This window comes from Ascidiaceihabitans sp., assembly GCF_039986515.1.
GTDB lineage: Bacteria > Pseudomonadota > Alphaproteobacteria > Rhodobacterales > Rhodobacteraceae > Ascidiaceihabitans.
In genome coordinates, this window is record NZ_JBDWQO010000015.1 from 83,372 (window position 1) to 103,562 (window position 20,191).

Annotated in this window: 23 protein-coding genes and 2 riboswitches; of the genes, 16 read left to right on the top strand and 7 right to left on the bottom strand. The window is 58.6% G+C overall.

Annotation, left to right across the window (positions count from 1 at the left end; genetic code table 11):
• Positions 1 to 54: 54 nt before the first annotated feature.
• The 4 genes from ABJL60_RS14965 to cobO form a co-directional block, all read right to left on the bottom strand.
• Positions 55 to 453 carry a rhodanese-like domain-containing protein gene (locus tag ABJL60_RS14965; protein WP_348374459.1) on the bottom strand — a complete coding sequence of 133 codons (399 nt, stop codon included), beginning with the start codon at positions 451 to 453 and terminating at the stop codon, positions 55 to 57.
• 98 nt (positions 454 to 551) lie between these two features.
• A complete protein-coding gene (locus tag ABJL60_RS14970) occupies positions 552 to 2,000 on the bottom strand; it encodes a cobyric acid synthase (protein ID WP_348374460.1) in 1,449 nt (482 codons plus the stop codon).
• On the bottom strand, positions 1,997 to 2,611 hold the full coding sequence (locus ABJL60_RS14975) for an HAD family hydrolase (protein ID WP_348374461.1): 615 nt from the start codon (positions 2,609 to 2,611) through the stop codon (positions 1,997 to 1,999). The genes ABJL60_RS14970 and ABJL60_RS14975 overlap by 4 nt, the downstream gene beginning before the upstream one ends.
• Positions 2,608 to 3,216 (bottom strand): cob(I)yrinic acid a,c-diamide adenosyltransferase, encoded by a 609-nt coding sequence (gene cobO, locus ABJL60_RS14980; RefSeq protein WP_348374462.1) that lies wholly within the window; start codon positions 3,214 to 3,216, stop codon positions 2,608 to 2,610. Before cobO ends, ABJL60_RS14975 begins: the two co-directional genes overlap by 4 nt.
• Positions 3,217 to 3,255: 39 nt before the next feature.
• A riboswitch (cobalamin riboswitch) is annotated at positions 3,256 to 3,461 on the top strand.
• 86 nt (positions 3,462 to 3,547) lie between these two features.
• Here cobO and ABJL60_RS14985 point away from each other — a divergent pair.
• Genes ABJL60_RS14985 through cobJ form a run of 7 tightly spaced genes read left to right on the top strand, consistent with a single transcriptional unit; the run spans position 3,548 to position 11,483 of the window.
• Positions 3,548 to 3,943 carry a DUF1636 domain-containing protein gene (locus ABJL60_RS14985; protein ID WP_348290027.1) on the top strand — a complete coding sequence of 132 codons (396 nt, stop codon included), beginning with the start codon at positions 3,548 to 3,550 and terminating at the stop codon, positions 3,941 to 3,943.
• Entirely contained in the window at positions 3,940 to 4,974 is a 1,035-nt protein-coding gene (gene cobW, locus ABJL60_RS14990; protein WP_348290028.1) for a cobalamin biosynthesis protein CobW, read from the top strand. The genes ABJL60_RS14985 and cobW overlap by 4 nt, the downstream gene beginning before the upstream one ends.
• A 6-nt stretch (positions 4,975 to 4,980) precedes the next feature.
• Positions 4,981 to 8,241: a cobaltochelatase subunit CobN gene (gene cobN / locus ABJL60_RS14995; protein WP_348374463.1), complete on the top strand. Its 3,261-nt coding sequence runs from the start codon at positions 4,981 to 4,983 to the stop codon at positions 8,239 to 8,241.
• Entirely contained in the window at positions 8,238 to 9,371 is a 1,134-nt protein-coding gene (locus tag ABJL60_RS15000; protein ID WP_348374464.1) for a cobalamin biosynthesis protein CobG, read from the top strand. Before cobN ends, ABJL60_RS15000 begins: the two co-directional genes overlap by 4 nt.
• The gene (locus tag ABJL60_RS15005; RefSeq protein WP_348290033.1) at positions 9,371 to 10,000 is read left to right on the top strand and encodes a precorrin-8X methylmutase; all 630 of its coding nucleotides are present in this window, start codon (positions 9,371 to 9,373) and stop codon (positions 9,998 to 10,000) included. Before ABJL60_RS15000 ends, ABJL60_RS15005 begins: the two co-directional genes overlap by 1 nt.
• Positions 9,997 to 10,737 (top strand): precorrin-2 C(20)-methyltransferase, encoded by a 741-nt coding sequence (cobI, locus tag ABJL60_RS15010; RefSeq protein ID WP_348374465.1) that lies wholly within the window; start codon positions 9,997 to 9,999, stop codon positions 10,735 to 10,737. The genes ABJL60_RS15005 and cobI overlap by 4 nt, the downstream gene beginning before the upstream one ends.
• Complete coding sequence (gene cobJ, locus ABJL60_RS15015) at positions 10,734 to 11,483, top strand: precorrin-3B C(17)-methyltransferase (protein ID WP_348374466.1); 750 nt, start codon at positions 10,734 to 10,736, stop codon at positions 11,481 to 11,483. The genes cobI and cobJ overlap by 4 nt, the downstream gene beginning before the upstream one ends.
• On the opposite strand, the gene ABJL60_RS15020 is transcribed toward cobJ, so the two are convergent.
• Positions 11,459 to 12,202: a cobalt-precorrin-6A reductase gene (locus tag ABJL60_RS15020; protein ID WP_348374467.1), complete on the bottom strand. Its 744-nt coding sequence runs from the start codon at positions 12,200 to 12,202 to the stop codon at positions 11,459 to 11,461. The genes cobJ and ABJL60_RS15020 overlap by 25 nt on opposite strands.
• Between ABJL60_RS15020 and cbiE the strand changes: the two genes are divergently transcribed.
• The 9 genes from cbiE to ABJL60_RS15065 all read left to right on the top strand — a co-directional run bounded on the left by cbiE (position 12,201) and on the right by ABJL60_RS15065 (position 19,052).
• Complete coding sequence (gene cbiE, locus ABJL60_RS15025; protein ID WP_348374468.1) at positions 12,201 to 13,406, top strand: precorrin-6y C5,15-methyltransferase (decarboxylating) subunit CbiE; 1,206 nt, start codon at positions 12,201 to 12,203, stop codon at positions 13,404 to 13,406. The genes ABJL60_RS15020 and cbiE overlap by 2 nt on opposite strands.
• Positions 13,403 to 13,771, top strand: a complete 369-nt coding sequence (locus ABJL60_RS15030; protein ID WP_348374469.1) for a cobalamin biosynthesis protein — start codon at positions 13,403 to 13,405, stop codon at positions 13,769 to 13,771. Before cbiE ends, ABJL60_RS15030 begins: the two co-directional genes overlap by 4 nt.
• A complete protein-coding gene (cobM, locus tag ABJL60_RS15035) occupies positions 13,768 to 14,568 on the top strand; it encodes a precorrin-4 C(11)-methyltransferase (RefSeq protein WP_108829584.1) in 801 nt (266 codons plus the stop codon). Before ABJL60_RS15030 ends, cobM begins: the two co-directional genes overlap by 4 nt.
• The gene (locus ABJL60_RS15040; protein ID WP_348374470.1) at positions 14,555 to 15,868 is read left to right on the top strand and encodes a cobyrinate a,c-diamide synthase; all 1,314 of its coding nucleotides are present in this window, start codon (positions 14,555 to 14,557) and stop codon (positions 15,866 to 15,868) included. The genes cobM and ABJL60_RS15040 overlap by 14 nt, the downstream gene beginning before the upstream one ends.
• Positions 15,865 to 16,593 carry a uroporphyrinogen-III C-methyltransferase gene (gene cobA / locus ABJL60_RS15045; protein ID WP_348290047.1) on the top strand — a complete coding sequence of 243 codons (729 nt, stop codon included), beginning with the start codon at positions 15,865 to 15,867 and terminating at the stop codon, positions 16,591 to 16,593. The genes ABJL60_RS15040 and cobA overlap by 4 nt, the downstream gene beginning before the upstream one ends.
• Positions 16,586 to 17,320: a precorrin-6A synthase (deacetylating) gene (gene cobF, locus ABJL60_RS15050; RefSeq protein ID WP_348290049.1), complete on the top strand. Its 735-nt coding sequence runs from the start codon at positions 16,586 to 16,588 to the stop codon at positions 17,318 to 17,320. The genes cobA and cobF overlap by 8 nt, the downstream gene beginning before the upstream one ends.
• A 49-nt stretch (positions 17,321 to 17,369) precedes the next feature.
• Positions 17,370 to 17,591: riboswitch (cobalamin riboswitch) on the top strand.
• A 34-nt stretch (positions 17,592 to 17,625) separates the two neighbouring features.
• Positions 17,626 to 17,808, top strand: coding sequence for a CbtB-domain containing protein (locus tag ABJL60_RS15055; RefSeq protein ID WP_348374471.1), 183 nt, complete (start codon positions 17,626 to 17,628; stop codon positions 17,806 to 17,808).
• Positions 17,809 to 17,897: 89 nt separating this feature from the next.
• Positions 17,898 to 18,578 carry a CbtA family protein gene (locus ABJL60_RS15060; RefSeq protein WP_348374472.1) on the top strand — a complete coding sequence of 227 codons (681 nt, stop codon included), beginning with the start codon at positions 17,898 to 17,900 and terminating at the stop codon, positions 18,576 to 18,578.
• 3 nt (positions 18,579 to 18,581) lie between these two features.
• Positions 18,582 to 19,052, top strand: a complete 471-nt coding sequence (locus tag ABJL60_RS15065) for a hypothetical protein (protein WP_348374473.1) — start codon at positions 18,582 to 18,584, stop codon at positions 19,050 to 19,052.
• A gap of 3 nt (positions 19,053 to 19,055) precedes the next feature.
• Here the strand turns inward: ABJL60_RS15065 and ABJL60_RS15070 are convergent, their stop codons facing one another.
• Both ABJL60_RS15070 and ABJL60_RS15075 read right to left on the bottom strand, forming a co-directional pair.
• On the bottom strand, positions 19,056 to 19,499 hold the full coding sequence (locus ABJL60_RS15070; protein WP_348374474.1) for a GNAT family N-acetyltransferase: 444 nt from the start codon (positions 19,497 to 19,499) through the stop codon (positions 19,056 to 19,058).
• Entirely contained in the window at positions 19,496 to 20,170 is a 675-nt protein-coding gene (locus ABJL60_RS15075; protein WP_348290055.1) for a GntR family transcriptional regulator, read from the bottom strand. Before ABJL60_RS15075 ends, ABJL60_RS15070 begins: the two co-directional genes overlap by 4 nt.
• Positions 20,171 to 20,191: the final 21 nt, after the last annotated feature.

Sequence of the window (20,191 nt, forward strand, 5' to 3'; positions counted from 1 at the left end):
GCCCGATTTGGAAAACGGGAAACTTCAGCCCGCGTCAAACAAATGATGTTAAATCTAGGTCTTCTTTTCAGGAACTTCGACAGGCCCACCTTGATCAGCCCAAGTGGAAAAGCCCTCGCGCAGATGCGCCGCTTCAAACCCCATGTCCTGCAAAGTGGCGACGGTGATGGCCGACCGCCAACCAGACGCGCAGTGGAACACATACCGTTTGTCTTCGCCAAACACAGGCTTGAAATACGGACTGTCCGGATCAACCCAAAACTCGATCATGCCACGCGGCGCATGAACGCTGCCCGGAATATGACCGCGCTGGCGCTCGCGAATGTCGCGAATATCCACGATGACCACATTCGGATCGTCAACCACTCCGATCAAATCAGACGTCTCGATTTCCTCGATCCGCGCCCTTGCATCCGCCACCATCTGGGCGGACGATATTTTCAGCTTTTTCACAACACGATCTCCCACAGTTTTTCTGTTACGTCTTTTTTCTGTTACGTCTTTTTTCTAAAAAATCCCGGTGCAGGCGCCAGCCAAAGGGGCATGCCCGTTTACCGCGCCGCCGCAAAAATCCCGGCCACATCCAGATGTGTTTCCATGTGATCGGCCAAATCATCCAATGCACGCTGCACGCCATCAGCATACCCCACACCAGAACCCGTAACGCCAAACCCTGCAAGAAACGCAGCCCGCCACGCGTCATCGGCAAACATACCGTGCAAATAGCTGCCTGTCACACGGCCGTCAGCCGATTGTGCTCCCTCGGCATTCCCATCCACAAAAGCAAACGGACGCTGGCAATCGCGCCCTTCCGTGCGTCCGATGTGAATTTCGTACCCTTCAAACGGCAAATCCGAAGCCGCATGCACGGCACGCACTTCCGTCAGGCGCTTGTCCGAAATCATGTCTGTTGTGACGTCCAAAAGCCCCAAACCGGTGCTTTCGCCAGCAGTTCCTTCAATACCGTCAGGATCGCGGATTACAGTGCCAAGCATCTGATAACCGCCGCAAATCCCCAACACATGCCCACCACGGCGATAATGGGCCATCAGATCCACATCCCATCCTTGATCGCGCAAAAAGGCCAAGTCGCCACGCGTGGATTTGGACCCCGGCACAATAACTAAATCAGCATCCGCAGGAATGACCTCGCCCGCTTTCAGCATCACCATCGACACCCCCGGCTCCTGCGCAAGCGGGTCCATGTCGTCAAAATTGGCGATGCGCGACAAGGTCAGGCAAACAATTTTCAACCCGCCATTTTGCGGACCGGAACGGATGTCCAAAGCATCCTCCGCTGGCAAACGCCATGCATCCTTGAACCATGGGCACACACCGAAACCAACCCAGCCGGTGTGGTCTGCAATCATTTGATACCCATCGTCGAACAAGCTCGGATCGCCGCGAAACTTGTTGATCATAAAGCCGGAAACCAGCGCATTGTCAGCCTCAGACATGACGGTTTGCGTGCCGACCACTTGTGCGATCACGCCACCCCGATCAATGTCTCCACATAGGATTACAGGCACGTTCGCCGCCTCTGCAAACCCCATGTTCGCAATATCACCGTGACGCAGGTTCACCTCCGCCGGGCTTCCTGCCCCCTCTACAATCACCAAATCATGACGCGTCTTAAGCCGGTCAAAGCTTTCCAGAACCGACGCCATCAATGTCGGTTTCAACGTCGCATATTCCCGCGCTTTCACCGTCGCAATACGCCTGCCTTGCACCACCACTTGACTGCCCACATCCGTTTCAGGCTTCAACAAAACAGGGTTCATATCCGTGTGCGGCGCAAGGCCCGATGCCAGCGCCTGCAAGGCCTGCGCCCGTCCAATTTCACCCCCATCCGAGGTCACCGCTGCATTGTTCGACATATTCTGCGGTTTGAACGGGGCAACAGACAGCCCACGTCGCTGGGCTGCGCGGCACAACCCCGCCACCAACATGGATTTCCCAACGTTGGAGCCGGTGCCTTGGATCATGATGGCTTTGGTCACACCTCCAGCCCAAGCAATGCTGGCAGATGGTTTCGCGTTTCAGGAGTGAAATACAGGCCCTGCCATCCTTTAGCCTGTGCGGCCTCTATATTCTTTAGTGTATCATCGACCAGCAGGATTTTATCGCCAGAGGTCCCGCTCCAAGTTTCAATTTGTTCAAAAAAGGCCTGATCCGGTTTGGCGACTTTCATTCGTCCAGATGCAAATACAGCTTCGACATGTGCACCGAACCCCATCTGATTTTCGATGTAGGCGGCTCTGCGGGCTTCATTGTTTGTGCCAATCACACTGCGTCCACCGTAACCTTTGAGCCAATCGATTACCTGTGGATCGGGCAACGCATCATGCTCAAACCAATAGTCCAGAAACGCATCTGCGTCGATTTTCAAGCGTTCCCGAGTGATCCAATCTGCAACCACTTCGAGCAAATCGCGCCGTCCCGCAACGACATCCTGGATCAAACCGGATCGGAACACAAAGTTTTGGAAGCGCTCGCGGTTTACGCCTAGATCTGCTTCGATCTGATCCACCCATACAAATCGACCATCAACGATGTTCGCATTCAGGACGCCGTCAAAGTCCCAAACCACAAGATCAAAAGGAGTGCTCAAAACTCCACACCCTTCTGCGCCTTGATTCCATCACGGAACGGATGTTTCACGTTCCCCATCTCGGTCACCATATCCGCCGCCTCGATCAACTCCTCTTTTGCGTTTCGCCCTGTCAAAACCACATGGGTCATGAACGGTTTTTGCGTTTGCAAGAACTCCACCACCTCGTCGATGTCCAGATAGTCGTTGCGCAGGGCGATGTTGATCTCGTCGAGCAGCACAAACTGTATGTTCGGGTCTAGGATCACCTCTTTAGCCTGCTCCCAGCCTGCCTTGGCCGCTGCAATGTCGCGTTCACGGTCCTGAGTTTCCCATGTAAACCCTTCGCCAGAAACAATGAACTTACATTCATCCGCGAAGCGTTCCGTCAGAAACTGACGTTCCCCCGTCATCCAATTGCCCTTGATAAATTGCACCACAGCGCACGGCATTTCATGGGCAATACAGCGCATTATCATCCCAAAACCGCTGGAAGACTTCCCTTTTCCCGGCCCCGTATGCACCACGATCAAACCCTTTTCCTCGGTCTTGGTTTCCATCATCCGATCGCGCGCTGCTTTGATCTTTTTCATCTTCTCGGTGTGGCGGGTGTTTTCGTCGATCATGGAAGACTCCTGTTGTGCTTGACAATAAGGGCACGCAGGCGCAAAGCCTAACCCGTTGGTTCCTGTTCTAGGACAGGTGAAAAGGGAATGCGATACGCGAAATTTCGCAAAGCGCAGCCGCCCCCGCGACCGTGACCGGAGAGGTCGCCCCACACCACTGGCTTTTGCTGGGAAGGTAGGGCGCACCGCGCGCAGAATGCGCAAATCCGCAAGCCGGGAGACCTGCCAGCAGAACTGAAACGCGAACCGGACGGGGTGTTCCGGGCATGCGAGCCTCTTTCGAGGTTTCGGATGACCCTGCTCTTTCCAGCCAGAACACAAAGGCTATGGAATGACTGAAACGACTTTAGAACCAGTGGAATTATTGGTCTGTACGACCTGCAAAATGGGCCGCGCCATCGAAGATGATGCGCTGCGCCCCGGCAACTTGTTATATGAGGCCATGTTAAAAGAAGACCTGCCCGCGCATGTCACCGTGCGCCCCACGCAGTGCTTCACCAATTGCCAAGGTGGGTGCAACATCATGATGCGCGGCGGCAACCGCTACGCCTATGTTTATGGCAATCTTGACCCCGAAACACAGGTCGAAATCGTCACCGATGGCGTAACCCGCTACTACAACGCCGCTGACGGGTTTGTGCCATGGCGCGAACGCCCTGAACATTTCCGCAAGAACTGCGTTGCCCGAATCCCCCCCCTGAACCTGCCAGAGGACGCCGCCAAATGAGCGATCTTTCAAAACTTCCCGTCACCGTCATCACAGGCTTTCTCGGCGCGGGCAAAACAACACTGATCAAGCACCTGATCCAGAACCCGCAAGGCAAACGCCTTGCAGTGGTCGTCAATGAATTTGGCGATGTAGGCGTGGATGGCGACATCCTGAAATCCTGCGCGATCCCCGATTGCCCCGCCGAAAACATCATGGAACTGTCAAACGGCTGCATCTGCTGCACAGTCGCAGACGATTTCATCCCGACCATTGAAGCCCTGATGGCGCTGGAGCCCCGCCCCGATCACATCCTGATCGAAACCTCCGGTCTGGCCTTGCCGAAGCCTTTGCTGAAGGCGTTCGACTGGCCCGATATCCGCTCGAAAATCACCGTCGATGGCGTGATCGCTTTGGCAGATGCAGAGGCCGTGGCCGATGGCCGTTTCGCCCCTGACGTCAAAGCCGTCGACGCCCAGCGCGAAGCCGACGACAGCCTAGACCATGAAACGCCCCTGTCCGAAGTGTTCGAGGACCAGATTTCCTGCGCCGACATCATCCTTTTGACCAAAACCGATCTGGCCGGCGCTGACGGCATTGCCAAAGCCCGTGCGGTGATCGACGCAGAAGCCCCCCGTCCGCTTCCCATCGTGGAAATTTCCGAGGGCATCGTGGACCCCCGCGTGATCCTTGGACTAGAAGCCGCCGCCGAAGACGACATGGACGCGCGTCCGTCCCATCACGATGGGCACCACGACCACGAACACGACGACTTTGAATCCATCGTGGTCGACATCCCCGAAGTCAGCGATCCCGCCGAGTTGGTCAACCGCATCGAAGCCATGGCCAAGGATCAAAACATCCTGCGCGTCAAAGGCTATGCGGCCGTCACAGGCAAACCCATGCGACTGCTCGTTCAAGCCGTCGGTGCGCGCGTGCGTCAGCAATACGACCAACCATGGGGCGCATCAGAGCGACGTGGGCGTTTGGTTGTCATCGCCGAACATGACGACGTGAACCCCGACGCCATTCGCGCGGCTTTGATCGGGTAGAATGCTGTGCACGTCGTCTTTCGTGAAAGCCACGGGTTAGAGGAATCTGAAACCCCCATGGACCTCGGGCAAAGCCCGGCAGACCTTGTGGTGTTGTCGTTTTCCGATTCTGACCTTGGGGCCTTTGCGGCAGGCTTTGCCCGTGCCAAAGGCAAGCTGCCCACAACGCGGCTTGCCAACCTAACGGCGCTGAAACACCCTTTGTCTGTCGACACTTACGTGGAACAGACGCTTGAAGGGGCCAAGGGCATCTTGATCCGCCTGATCGGTGGCTATGCATATTGGTCTTACGGCCTGCAACAGGTAGAAACCCTGTGTCGCGCTAAAGGCATCGCCTTGGCCGTGCTGCCTGCGGACGGGCGCGAGGACACGCGGCTGGACGACGTGTCCACCTTGCCCAAATCTACACTGCGCCGCCTTTCGCATTTATGTGACCAGGGCGGCGAAGTCGCGGCCCAAGCCGCCCTAGCCCAGCTTGCCCTCGCCGCCGGGCTTTACGCTGGCCCCGTGCGCGGGTCCAAAGTGGTGCCAAGCGTCGGTGCATGGACGCCTGAACACGGCGTGACCTGTCCCGTTGCCTGCTTGTCGCAAGGCGACAAACCCCGCATCCTGATCAGTTTTTACCGCGCTTACCTGACCTCTGCTGACATGGCCCCGATCAAGGCGCTGTTCGACAGTTTCCGCGCCAAAGGCTGCGACGTGGTGGCCATTTTCGCGCCATCGCTCAAAGCCCCGGACGCAGCAGGTTGGTTACGACGCCAGGTGGTCACGCTGCAGCCCGACGCCATCGTCAACGCCACTTCCTTTTCCGGCAAAGGCGCAGATGGCACATCGCCGTTGGACGCAGGCAACGTGCCTGTGTTTCAGATCGCCCTTGGCACATCGCGCCAGAAAGCATGGGCCGAGGCAGAACGCGGATTGTCCCCAACGGACCTTGCGATGCATGTAGTCCTGCCCGAAGTGGACGGGCGCATTTTTGCAGGTGTGGCCAGCTTCAAAGAGCCGGGAAAGAAGGACGCCGCGCTAGAGTATTCCCGCTTCACGCATCGCCCTGTCGCCGCACGCATTGCGGCCATTACCGATCAGGTGATGGGCTGGATTGCATTGCAAAAACAGGAAGGTAAAGCCCCCGCGATCGTGTTGTCGACGTACCCCGGCAAGGATTGGAACATGGCCCACGCCGTTGGGCTGGACGCGCTGGCGTCGACCGATGCGATCCTGGATGATTTAAGCGCACCCGCAGGCCCCCCGCTGCAAGAGGCGCTGAAAGACACACTTGCGTGGCCTCTTGCGGAATACCAAACCGCGCTTGACACACTACCAGACCAGCTACAGCGCGACCTGCAGGACGCTTGGGGCAACGCCGCTGACGATCCGATGTGCCACGACGGTGCGCTCAGATTTCCCGCCACCCGCAGGGGTGCGGTGCTGGTTGCTTTGCAGCCAGAGCGCGGGGAAATGAAAACCCGCGAAGATGATTACCACGATCTGGCCCGCACGCCGCGCCATTCCTATGTGGCGTTCTATCTGTGGCTGCGTGCGCAAAAGATCGATGCGCTGGTCCATGTGGGCGCACATGGAACGCTGGAATGGTTGCCCGGCAAATCCGTAGCCCTGTCAGATAATTGTTGGCCCAGTGTTTTGATCGGCGACACGCCTGTCATTTATCCTTTCATCGTGAACGATCCCGGTGAAGCGGCCCAAGCCAAGCGCCGCATCGGTGCAGTGACTTTAGGACATATCCCGCCTGCGATGAGGCAAAGCCAAACACCGGACCAGTTCGTCCGGCTTGAGGCACTTTTGGATGAATTCTCCAACGCCGATGGCCTAGACCCCAAACGCCGTGACCGTTTGCAAGACGATATCCGCACAGAAGCACAGGCGATTGGCGTGGAACAGGACTTGGGCTTGGATACGGCCAGCTGTTCTGCCGAGGCGATCACCCGCATCGACCGCTTTGTCTGCGACATCAAGGAAAGCCAGTTTGGCGACGGGCTGCACATCTATGGCCGCGTGCCTGAAATCGAGACGCAATTCGACAGCGTGGCGGCCGCCCATGGCGAAAAGGCTGCATTGTTGGATGCGCTTTGCGGCAAACGCATCGCCCCCGGCCCCTCTGGTTCGCCCTACCGGGGCCGCACGGATGTTTTGCCGACGGGGCGCAACCTTTTCACCACTGATCCACGGTCGGTCCCTACACGGTCAGCCTATGCCCAAGGGGTGCGGTTGGCCGAGGAACTGGTGCGCCGTCATTTGCAGGAAGAAGGCGATTATCCGAAAGGGTTGATCGTGGACCTTTGGGGCTCCGCCACCATGCGCACGGCTGGCGAGGAATTCGCGATGGCCTTGGCGCTTCTGGGCGTAAAACCATTCTGGGACAAGGGGTCCGAACGCGTCAGCGGCATCGAAGTGCTGCCCATCACAGATCTGGACCGCCCGCGTTTAGACGTTACTTTGCGCGTCTCTGGATTGTTCCGCGACGTGTTTCCAACGCTTTCAGCGCTTTACGCCCAAGCGGTGCGGGTTTTGGGCCAACGCGATGAAGCGCCCGACTGGAACCCCTATGTGGGTCAGGACACCGATCGCGTGTTTGGTCCCGCGCCGGGCAGCTATGGCCTTGGGATGGGCGATCTGGTCGACACGTATGACGAGGACAGCCGCCGCAAAGCGGGCGAAGCGTGGTTAAAGGCGTCCAGCTATGCATTGGACGGCGAAAAGGTCACCCAAAACGCGCAGGGTATCGCGGACCGTGTTGCGGCGTCCGACAGCTTTGTGCATCCGCAGGATTTGCCCGAAACCGATCTTTTGCTGGCCGGTGACTACGCCACTCATGAAGCGGGCTTCGCTGCCGCGAAGGCCGCAAGGGGCGGAAACCTCGCGCGTTTGTATCACCTTGACAACACCGACCCTGCGCATCCGCGTGCCCGCACCCTACCCGAGGAAATCGCCCGCGTTGTCCGCGCCCGCGCCGCCAACCCTGACTGGATCGCAGGCATGCAACGCCACGGCTTTCGCGGCGCCGCCGAGATTGCAGCGACTTTGGAACACATGGGCGCTTTTGCACATCTGGCACAGGCCGTTCCTGCGCATTTGTTCGACCTTTACTATGATGCCACCCTTGGCGACACCGCAGTTGATGCGTTCTTGAGCGACGCCAACCCAGAAGCCCACCGCGCGATGCAAGACCGCTTTAACGCGTTACATGATGCAGGCCTTTGGCAGACGCGCCGCAATTCGATTGCCGCCCGCCTGAAGGTGGCAGAGTGAGTGATCCGCAAGTCAAAGGGTGGTGCCCCGGCGCTTACCGTCCGATGATGTCCGGCGATGGGTTGATCGTGCGCGTGCGTCCCCGCTTGGGGTCCCTTCCTGCGGACAAGGTGCAAGGGATTTGCGACCTGTCGCTGACCCATGGCAATGGCATTCTTGATCTGACCAACCGGGCCAATCTGCAAATGCGCGGCGTGCGTGACCACCAAGCGGTTTTGGATAGGTTGTGGGATTTGGGGCTTCTGGACCCGACGCCGGAACTGGAACAGCGCCGCAACATCATCGTGGCCCCTGTTTGCGGTCCGCACCACGTGTCCCAAGCCATTGCAGCCCGCTTGATTGCCGAACTGGACTCTTTGCCGGACCTGCCTGCCAAGTTCGGGTTCGTGGTCGATGCTGACGGCCCACGGCAACTCAGTGCAGCCTCGGGCGACATCCGCATTGAGACCTCGGTCAGTGGCGGATTGATCGTGCGCGCAGATGGATCAGACCTTGGCCAAACGGTGACCGAAAGCGAAGCGGTTAATGCCGCTATCGCCTTGGCCCGTTGGTTTAACGAAACCGTAAACCCCGACATACGGCGTATGGCCCCACATCTTGAGACAACGCCTCTGCCCCATTGTTTCGCACGCGAAACATTTGCGCCTTCAGCGCCCGCACTAACACCCGGGCCATTAACCAATGCGTTTGCTTATGGCGTTCCATTTGGCAGCATCGACGCGCTGGCGTTGAAAACGCTTTTGACCCGTTCCAAAGCGGGTCACATGCGCTTTGCCCCCAACCGCATTTTTATACTCGACGGTGCAGCGATAACCGACATGCAGGCTTTCGCCACATCGGCAAATGACCCGCGATTGAACATCCATGCCTGCCCCGGCGCACCTGCCTGTGCCTCTGCCAGCGTGACCACACGCGACGTTGCCGACATCCTTGCGCCTCACCTTAACGGACGCAGCCTGCATATTTCCGGTTGCGCCAAAGGCTGCGCCCACCGCGCATCCACCGATGTCGTCGCTGTGGGCCGGGACGGCGCGTTTGATCTTGTCCGAAACGGTCATCCATGGGATGAGCCGCTGCAGCGCGGACTTGCCCTAGACTGGCTGGCCGATGAATTGGAGCTTTTGACGTAATGCCATATGAATATGAGACCGATGGCGCGACCATCTACAAAGGCAGCTTTGCGACCATCCGCGCAGAAGCTGATCTGGCCCGGTTTGACGCCGATGTCGAACAGATTGCGGTGCGCATGATCCATGCAGCCGGCATGGTGGACTTGGCCCAATACATCCATTTTTCAGACGGATTTGGCACAGCCGCACGCGCTGCGTTGCAAGCTGGTGCGCCAATCCTGTGTGACGCCTATATGGTGTCCGAAGGCGTCACGCGCAAACGCCTGCCAGCTGACAATCAGGTCATTTGCACTCTGCGCGATGACGCCGTACCCGACATGGCAAAAGAGATGTCCAACACACGCTCTGCTGCCGCATTGGAACTGTGGCGCCCCCACCTAGATGGCGCTTTGGTCGCAATCGGCAATGCGCCCACGGCCTTGTTTCACTTGCTTAATATGCTTGAAGACCCCGATTGCCCGCGCCCTGCAGCCATCATCGGCTGTCCCGTGGGGTTCATTGGCGCCATGGAAAGCAAGGACGCGCTGCGCGAGGCCAACCCCGTGCCATGGGTCATCGTCGAAGGACGCTTGGGCGGCTCTGCCATCACCGTGGCCGCCATCAATGCCATCGCGAGCCGCGCGGAATGAGCGCCGCACCCGAAACCGGCACGGTATACGGCGTGGGCCTTGGGCCGGGCGATCTGGAGCTTTTGAGCGTCAAGGCAGACCGTCTGGTGCGTGGCGCGAAACATGTGGCGTTTTTCCGCAAAGCAGGTCGCGAAGGTCAATCGCGCCGCATTGCAGCCCCTTTGTTGGGCGATGGGGTCATTGAATTTGCGATGGAATACCCTGTCACAACCGAAATTCCCCTAAGCGATCCGCGCTACAATGAAATCCTGTCCGCCTTCTACGCCGACTGCGCCGCCCATTTGCAGGCCTTGGCGCAAGGCGGCCAAGACGTTGTGGTCTTATGTGAAGGCGATCCGTTTTTCTACGGCTCTTTCATGCACATGTACACGCGCCTGAAAGATGTGGTGCCTGTCGAAGTGGTGCCCGCCATCACCGGCATGTCCGGGGCGTGGACTGCCACGGGTGCGCCGATCACGTGGGGTGACGATATTTTGACGGTGCTGATGGGGACGCTGCCAGAAGCAACCCTGACCGAACAAATGGCAGGGTCCGACGCCATCGTTGTGATGAAGATCGGGCGCAACATCGACAAGGTACGCAGTGCTTTACGCGCCGCCGGGAAATTCGACGCGGCGTGGCTAATCGAATACGCGACGATGCCCAATCAGACAGTGCAAAAACTGTCAGATGCGGGGGATAAGGTGACGCCCTATTTCTCGATCATTGTGGTGCATGGGCAGGGTCGCAGACCGTGAGCGGGCGCGTTTCCATCGTAGGGCTTGGGCCGGGGGACGAGGATTTGGTGACGCCGCAAGTCCGCGCCGTTTTGGCAGAAGCCACGGATGTCGTTGGATATTTTCCTTATGTGGCGCGGGTGACAGAACGCGATGGTCTGACGCTGCACGGCTCTGACAATCGGGTTGAAATTGACCGTTCGCAACATGCGTTGCAGATGGCGGCCGAAGGTAAAAACGTGGTTGTAGTGTCCTCCGGTGATCCGGGTGTTTTTGCGATGGCCGCCGCCGTGTTCGAGGCGTTGGAAGCTGGACCAGCCGCATGGTTGGATCTGCAGATTGACGTGTTGCCGGGGATCACCGCGATGCTGGCGGCGTCAGCCCGTGCAGGTGCGCCTTTGGGGCATGATTTTTGCGCGATCAACCTAAGCGACAATCTGAAACCATGGGATTTGATCGAAAAGCGGTTACGGTTGGCGGCTGAAGCCGACTTCGCAATGGCGTTCTATAATCCACGGTCCAAATCGCGGCCCGAAGGTTTTGAAAAAACGCTTGAGATTTTGAAAGACGCATGCGGCGATGACCGCCCTGTGATCTTTGCGCGCAACGTATCACGTGATGATGAAACGCTGAAGGTTGTGCCGCTATCCCAAACAACCGCAGACATGGCGGACATGCGCACAATGGTCTTGGTCGGGTCTTCGACCACACGCATTATCAAGCGTGATCAAGGGGATATCATCTATACACCACGGTCGGTGTCATGAGCCAACCAATCCATCACAGCCGCCACGCTGCCGACTTCGGCGCGGTTGGGAATGCGTGGGCGGTCGATCATAATGATAGGCAAACCAAGGCTGCGCGCCGCGATGATTTTGGCCTGCGCACCGCTGCCGCCTGCGTTCTTGGACACGATCACGTCAATATTGTGATCGCGCATCAAGGCGATGTCATTGTCGACGGTAAACGGCCCCTGATCAACAACGATGTGGGTCTTGGGCAAAGGCACATCACCGTCCGGCGCGTCCACCAAACGCAAAAGATAGTCGTGTTGCGGCATCGGCGCGAAGGCGTCCAGATGCATCCGGCCAATCGCCAACATCACATTGCGCGGCGGACCTTTCAGGGCCGCAACTGCCGCCGCGATACTGGGGACATGGGTCCAGGTGTCGCCGGTTTGCGCTGTCCACTGGGGGCGGGAAAGCGCAAGCAAGGGCGTTGTGTCGCAAGCCCCAACCGCATTGGTGCTCATTTGCGCGGCAAATGGATGCGTGGCGTCCACCACATGGGTGATGCCGTGATCTGCGATATAGCGTTTCAGCCCCTCAACGCCGCCAAATCCACCCACCCGCGTGGGCAAAGGTTGCCGCTTGGGGCGCGCCACGCGGCCTGCGTAACTGAACGTGGCTGTCACGCCAGCCTCATGCACGGCATGGGCCAAAGCCGTGGCTTCGGTCGTACCACCAAGGATCAGAAGGTGTGTCATGTCTAGTCCTGCGTCTGCGCATTGGTTAACCATAATAGGCATTGGCGAAGATGGCCCGAATGGCCTACCGCCCGCAAGCCTGAAAGCACTGCAAGAGGCCAAGGTCATCATGGGATCACCACGGCATTTGTCGCTGTTGCCAGACGTGTCAGCCCGCCTTGAAGAATGGCCTGTGCCCTTTGCTGACGGCATCGAAATTCTGAAAAGCTTTTCAGGCCAGCGCACAGTCGCCTTGGCCTCGGGCGATCCGTTCTGGTACGGGGCGGGATCAGTCTTTGCCCGTCACTTTGCCTCGTACGAATGGCGGGCCCTCCCAGTGCCTTCAACTTTCTCGCGGGCAGCGGCGCAAATGGGTTGGCCATTGGAAACAACGGCTTGCATCGGATTACACGCAGCCCCAATAACCCGATTGAAACCACATCTTGCAGCGGGGCAGCGAGTGATCGTCTTGCTGCGTGACGGCGATGCTGTGGCCCAATTGCAGAATTATTTGGCTGGTGAAGGCTTTGCCAAAACAGCGTTGACCGTGATGGAAGCCTTGGGTGGGCCGCGACAACGTGTGACACAGTTGACGGTGTCTGATCCGGCGCAATCCTTTCAGCATCCTGTCTGCGCAGCACTTGAGATCGCAGGCGATGGTGCGGCGCTGACCTGCGCCTCGGGACGTGCGGATGAAATGTTCGATCATGATGGCCAGATTACCAAGCGCCCCATGCGCGCATTAACCATGTCTGCCCTAGCGCCGCGCCCTTTCGAAACCCTTTGGGATTTGGGCGCAGGGTCGGGTTCAATCTCGATTGAGTGGCTGTTGTCTCACCCCACAACCCAGGCCGTCGCAGTTGAAGCGAACCCGCAACGCGCGACACGGGCCGCGCAGAACGCACAGCGCCTTGGCGTGGACAGGCTGCGCGTTCACACAGCGTCTTCCATCGACGCGCTTGATGCCTTGCCTGCACCAGATGCGGTGTTCATCGGCGGCGGATTAAGCCAAGATTTACTGGAAGCCCTTTGGGCGATCATCCCCAAAGGCTGCCGCATTGTGGCCAATGCCGTGACCCTTGAAGCCGAAGCACTGTTAGCGCAGTGGCATCGAACCGAAGGCGGCGATTTGCTGCGTATCGAACTGGCGCAAAGCAAGCCATTGGGGTCAAAACGCGGCTGGTCCAGCAGCTATCCGATTGTGCAATGGGGTGTGACCCGATGATCGTTGCAGGGTTTGGATTTACCACCTCCGCCACATTCGACAGCCTTAAACAGGCATTGGATGCCACGGGATATGCGATGCAGATTGACGGGGTAGCAACTGCGGCAGACAAAACGCAAACACCTGCTTTCGTGGGCTTTGCCAAGGCCCAAAAGTGCGCTGTTTTCAAAGTCGCCACCACCGAAATCGAAGCGACCCAAACCCAGACCCAATCACCAATCAGCGCACGCGAACGCGGCACAGGCTCTGTCGCCGAGGCCGCGGCCTTGTCCGCGGCTGGCCCCGGCGCCACACTGATCATCTCCCGCCAAATTTCAAACGACCGCATGGCCACTTGTGCCATCGCGAAAGGACCCAACCTATGACTGTTCACTTCATCGGCGCAGGACCCGGCGCACCCGACCTTTTGACTTTGCGCGGCCGTGATATCATCGCGGCCTGCCCCGTTTGCCTTTATGCGGGGTCTTTGGTGCCGCAGGAAATCTTGCAGCATTGTCCAAAGGATGCAGAGATTATCAACACTGCCGCCATGGATCTGAACACCATCATCGAGGCCTGCGTGACGGCTACGAAGGCGGGCAAAGATGTGGCGCGGTTGCATTCCGGTGACTTGTCTGTGTGGTCTGCCATGGGCGAACAAATGCGCCGCTTGCGCGCGGCAGACGTGCCGGTGTCCGTGACCCCCGGCGTGCCTTCTTTTGCAGCAGCCGCAGCGGCCTTGGGCACGGAACTTACCTTGCCGGGCTTGGCCCAATCCGTGGTTTTGACACGCACGCCCGGACGGGCCTCCAGCATGCCCGAAGGCGAAAGCCTGACAAATTTTGCAGCCACCGGGGCGACTTTGGCCATTCACCTGTCGATCCAGAATTTGGACACGGTTGTCGGCGATTTGGTGCCCTCTTACGGTGCCGACTGCCCCGTCGCCGTGGTCTACCGCGCCAGCTGGCCCGACGAACAGATCATTCGCGCGACACTTGCCACAATCGCTGATGTGGTCACGCCCGAAATTGCACGCACCGCGCTGATTCTTGTGGGTCCTGCCTTAGCGGGTGAAGGGTTTGACGAAAGCTGTCTTTATTCGACAGACTATGACCGCCGCTACCGCCCGCAGACCGCTGACAGCCCTTGGGCCTCATGGAGTGAAAAAGATGAACAACCCTAAAGGTTTGATGATCTCTGCGCCGTCTTCCGGCACAGGCAAAACGACGGTGATGTTGGGGCTGCTGCGGGCATTGTCCGAAGACGGCTTGAAGGTACAACCTTTCAAATCCGGCCCCGATTACATTGATCCCGCGTTTCACCGCGCGGCAGCCGGACGGGCATCGTTCAACTTTGACACATGGGCCATGGACGAAGGTCTATTGGGTGCAATTTCGGCGCAATCCGAAGGCGCTGACATTGTGATTTCCGAAGGGTCTATGGGCTTGTATGACGGGGTCGCATTTCCGGGGGCAACGGGTCATGGCACCAGCGCCGAAACCGCCGCGAAAATGGGTTGGGGCGTGGTGTTGGTTGTGGATGTGTCTGGTCAGGCGCAATCGGCAGCGGCGACCGCTTTGGGCTTTCGCGAATACCGCAAGGACTTGAACTTTGCAGGCGTCATTTTGAACCGCGTCGCGTCCCCCCGCCATGAACGCCTGACCCGATTGGGAATGGAGGCACATGGCATCAAAGTGCTGGGGTCGTTGCCGCGCCGTGGTGATCTGGCGCTGCCTGAACGCCATCTTGGGCTGATCCAAGCGGTTGAGCATCCCGATCTGGAAGCCGCGATTGCAGGATATGCGGCATTCTTGCGCGAAAACGTCGACCTAGAAGCCATCAAAGCTGCCGCAACCAGCGGTCCGGCCCCGGTCGCGGGGTCCTTGCCTGCGCCGCCTGCACAGCGCATTGCCTTGGCGCAAGACGCGGCGTTTTCCTTCACCTATCCACATCTTTTGGCAGGTTGGCGGGCCGCAGGGGCCGAGATTTTGCCATTCTCGCCGTTGCATGACGAAGCACCTGCATCGGACGCTGATCTGGTCTGGTTGCCGGGGGGATACCCTGAGTTGCACGCGGGTAAACTAGCGGCGGCCACCAAGTTTCGTAAGGCGATGCTTCAGCACGCCGAAACCCGCCCCGTTCATGGTGAATGCGGTGGATATATGGCACTGGGCGAGGTTTTGATCGACAAAGAAGGTCATAAACATCAGATGCTTGGCCTGTTGGGTTTGGTGACAAGCTACGAGAAACGCAAGTTCCACCTGGGCTACCGTAAGGCGCACCTTGGTGCGCCCATGCCCGGATTTTCCGCGGGCGATGTGCTGCGCGGGCACGAATTCCATTATTCTACAATTCTGGAAGAACCGGACGCCCCTTTGGCAAAGGTTCTGGACGCTGAAGGTGCTCCGGTGCCCGAAACAGGCAGCGTGAAAGGCAACGTCACAGGCACGTTCTTTCACCTGATCGCGGAAGCACAAGCATGACGGGTTTTGTGTCTTTTGTGGGCTCCGGTCCCGGTGATCCTGAATTGCTGACCTTAAAGGCTGTCGATCGTTTGAAGCGCGCGGATGCAGTCTTGTTTGACGATCTGTCATCGGGTCCGATCCTGTCCCATGCAGGGGCCGGCGCGGATTTGGTGGGTGTCGGCAAACGCGCCGGTCGTCCCAGCCCGAAACAGGACCACGTTAGCCAGTTGCTGGTGGATTACGCCCAAGACGGGGCGCACGTCGTCCGTTTGAAATCAGGTGATGGTGGTATTTTCGGACGGCTCGAAGAAGAATTGGTCGCTTGTCGCGCCGCAGGCATCCCATATGAGATCATCCCCGGTGTGCCATCAGCCTGTGCCGCGGCGGCCGCAGCCGGTATTCCGCTGACCCGTCGCCTGACCGCGCGGCGCGTGCAGTTTATCACGGGCCATGATGTGGCCGGACAATTGCCGGAAGACATGAACTTGGCCGCATTGGCCGACCCCGAAGCGACCACAGTCGTCTTCATGGGCAAGCGCACTTTTGGACGTTTGGCCACGATGCTTGTCGAACACGGCCTTCCCGGCGAAACCGATGTTCTGTTTGCCGAAGGAGTCTCGACCCCCGACCAGACGCTGACCCGCACAACAATCGCCGCTTTGGTCGAGACGTTGAAAGGTGAATTGGCGACCTCGCCTGCCTTGATCCTCTATGGACCATTGGCGGAAGATTACGATGCGTGAGTTGACCTTGATCGGCATCGGCACGGGCAACCCCGACCATGTGACGTTCGAGGCCGCAAAAGCCATCGCCGCCGCCGACACCATCCTGATACCGCGCAAAGGTGACAAGAAATCCGACTTGGCCGACTTGCGTCATCAGATCATCGCCAAAGTCGCACCGGATTCAGCGCCGAAAATCATCGAATTCGACATTCCCGCACGCCGCGCTGACGGCGATTACATGGAAGCGGTTGATTTGTGGCACGACGCCATTGCACTGGGGTGGCAAGCAGCCGCACAAGATGCGCCCCGTGTGGCCTTGCTGGTTTGGGGCGACCCATCGCTATACGACAGCACCCTGCGCATCGCCACGCGCCTTGACCCGATGCCCGACATCAAGGTCGTGGCAGGCATCACAACGCTGCAAGCCCTAACCGCGGCCCATGCTATTCCTGTCAACGAGATTGGTGCCCCTTTTGTTGTCACAACAGGCCGTCAGTTGCGCGATCATGGCTGGCCAAAAGGCGCGGACAGCGCGATTTTCATGCTGGACGGGCATTGCGCGTTTCAAACCCTGCCTTTGGAGGATTTCGACATCTGGTGGGGTGCCTATCTGGGTATGGAGAATCAGGTGATCCGGTCAGGCCCCTTGCAGGAGGTTTGCGCCGACATTCTTGCCACGCGTGCAGCAGCCCGTGCGGCACATGGATGGTGTATGGACGCATATTTGTTGCGCAAACGCCGCTGAACGACGTCACGCCGTCGCAGATGTCACTTGCGCCACCGTGGCCCCAAGCGTTACGGCTAAAGGGCTTGGTTTTTGTGCGTGCAGTCTATCGCTGCACGGCCAAACGAAGAGGGAATTGGGTAAGGGTGCAAATCCAAAGCTCAAGCCGCCCCCGCGACTGTAAGCGCAGAGCGGATCTCAACGATACCACTCGGGCCGAGATGGCTTGGGGAAGGTCGGGATCCGCAACGACACGTGAGCCAGGAGACCTGCCGGGCACAAATGAAACAAACGCTGTCGGGTGTGACAGCAAGGAGAAGACGAAGATGACGACAACAACAGCAGCAACACTTGTATCCGCCCCACAATCCCGTTCTGCCATGATCCCTGCGCTTTTTGCGCTGGTTCTGGGTGCAGGCATTCTGGTTCTGGCCGGTCACGTTCAAGCCGCAGCTTTGCATGACGCCGCCCATGACGTGCGCCACGCGACAGGCTTCCCCTGCCACTAAGGCAGATGCTTAACAGTTGATGTGCTAGACGCTTTCGCCGCTTCGGGCGAAGGCGATTTTTTGTTATACAAATCAATGGACTATCCGATATGTTCACACGTATCCTGACCAGCGCCCTGTTTGCAGGTGCGGCTGCCGGACTTCTTATTGCTTTGATGCAGTATATTTTTGTTCAACCCGTTTTGCTGCATGCCGAACTGTATGAGGGCGGCGATCTGGTTCACTTCGGTGCCGCCCCGGTGTCCGCCAGTCAGAACCTGCCCGGATTTGACCCTGTGCGTGACCTGCTCAGCGTTATGTTCACGATGCTGGTCTATTGCGGTTACGCCTTGGGTCTCGTTGCATTGATGAGCATCGCACAAGAACGTGGTGCTGTGATCACTCCGACAAACGGTATGATCTGGGGCGTGGCGGGGTTTGTGGCAGCACATCTGGCACCGGGCTTTTCCTTGGCCCCTGAAGTTCCCGGCGTGGCCGCTGCAGATGTTGCGGCACGCCAGATGTGGTTTTTCCCAACGGTCGCTGCAGCCGTCGCGGCCATGTGGCTGTTGGCTTTTCACCGCAACGCCAAGGGCATCGCCGCCGCGGTCGTTCTTTTGGCTGCTCCGCATCTGATTGGCGCACCGGAACCGGACACATTTGCAGGACCGGTCCCCACCGAATTGGGCGCGTTGTTTGCCGCCCGTGCATTGGGTGTTGGACTGGCTGCTTGGGTCATTCTAGGGACACTTTGCGCCTATTTCTGGTCTTCCGAAGCGGAGGCTGCGTGACTTATGGATCGTCGCATAATGATGCTGGTGATCGGTTTGGTGTTTGGCACGGGATTCGGGTTTTTGATGGCCGCGTCGCAAGGCATCACCCTGGACGGCCATGACCATGCAACTGGTCATGGCGGCAACCACGATCATGCCGCGATGGCCCCTTTGGCAATCCCAGCGCAAAACGCGCCAACGTTGGCCGCTGAGGTGTTCAAAGACCCCGTGGTGGGTTGGAACCTGAAGCTGACCGTCACCAACTTTGCCTTTTCGCCTCAAAATGCAAGCCTTGACCACGTGCCCGGCGAAGGTCACGCCCATGTCTATGCCAATGGCGAAAAGCTGGCGCGCCTTTATAGCCCTTGGTTCCATCTGGATCATTTGCCAGAAGGCGACGTGACGTTGGACGTTACCCTGAATGCCAATTCTCATCAGGAACTTGCGGTAGACGGCGTTCCTCTGCGCGTGTTTGTGCCTGTTAAGAACTAACCGTTAGACGCGGTACAGAAAACGCGGCGCGGTCCCATCGCGCCGCTCAAATCCGCAGGCGGAATAAGCCGCTTGGGCCGCGACATTGTCTGGCGTCGTGCCCACCATCACATATTTGCAACCTTGGGCTTGGGCGTGTTCAACGCATCCCACAATGAGCGCTTTGCCAACCCCCATGCCACGCAAACCTTCACGCACAAACATGTGGTGAATGTCATAGCCACGTGCGCCGAATTGCAACTGCGCCAAGGGCAACATCGTGGCGTATCCCACCAGCGTGTCACCGTGTTCCGCTACGATGATATGAACCCATTGCTGCGCCTCTTTTTGCAACGTTTCGAGGTCCAGCGTCGGTGTGTCGCCGTGGAACGCAGCCAAAGCGTGGATCATCTCTAACACCTGTGGCAGGTCACTGGCCTTAGCTTTGCGAGTGGTGGTCGGGGTCAACTGGCTAACATCCTTAATCCTTGTGTTACATCGGACCGCACAGCAAGCCGCAGCCCGGGTTCGTCCCCTGCACGCAATGCCGCAATGATCAGACGGTGATACTGTGGCGGTTCTGTCCGTCTAAGTCGCCCATAAAGCGCACGCATCGTCGGCCCCATTTGCAACCAGACCGTTTCCGTCATGGCCAGCATCGCAGGCGCTTGGGCGCGAAGGTAAAGGGTGCGGTGAAATTCAAGGTTGGTGCGGATATAGTTGACGGCATCGCGGTGCGCCACGGCCTCTGCCACGGTGCTGTTGATCGTCTGCAGCCGTTCAATCAGCGCCATGTGGGCACGGGGCAAGGCACGGCTGGCCAGCTCTGTTTCGATCAGGGCACGTAAAGCCGCCAGTTCTTCGATCCGCTCATTTGTCAGGCGCGGTGTGGCAATGCGGCCCGACGTGGACATGGTCAACGCCCCTTCGGCCACCAAACGGCGCACGGATTCGCGGGCAGGTGTCATGGAGACCCCGAACTCCTTGCCGATCCCGCGCAATGTCAGCGGCTGACCCGGCATGATTTCACCGTGCATAATGCGCCCCCTGAGCTGCCGGTAAACCCGATCATGGGCGGCGCCAATGGCGGGTGTGACGGGTTCGGTCGGCTTGATCAAAGGTTGGGCGGGTCTTTCCATGCTCTTTTTGTGATCACATTT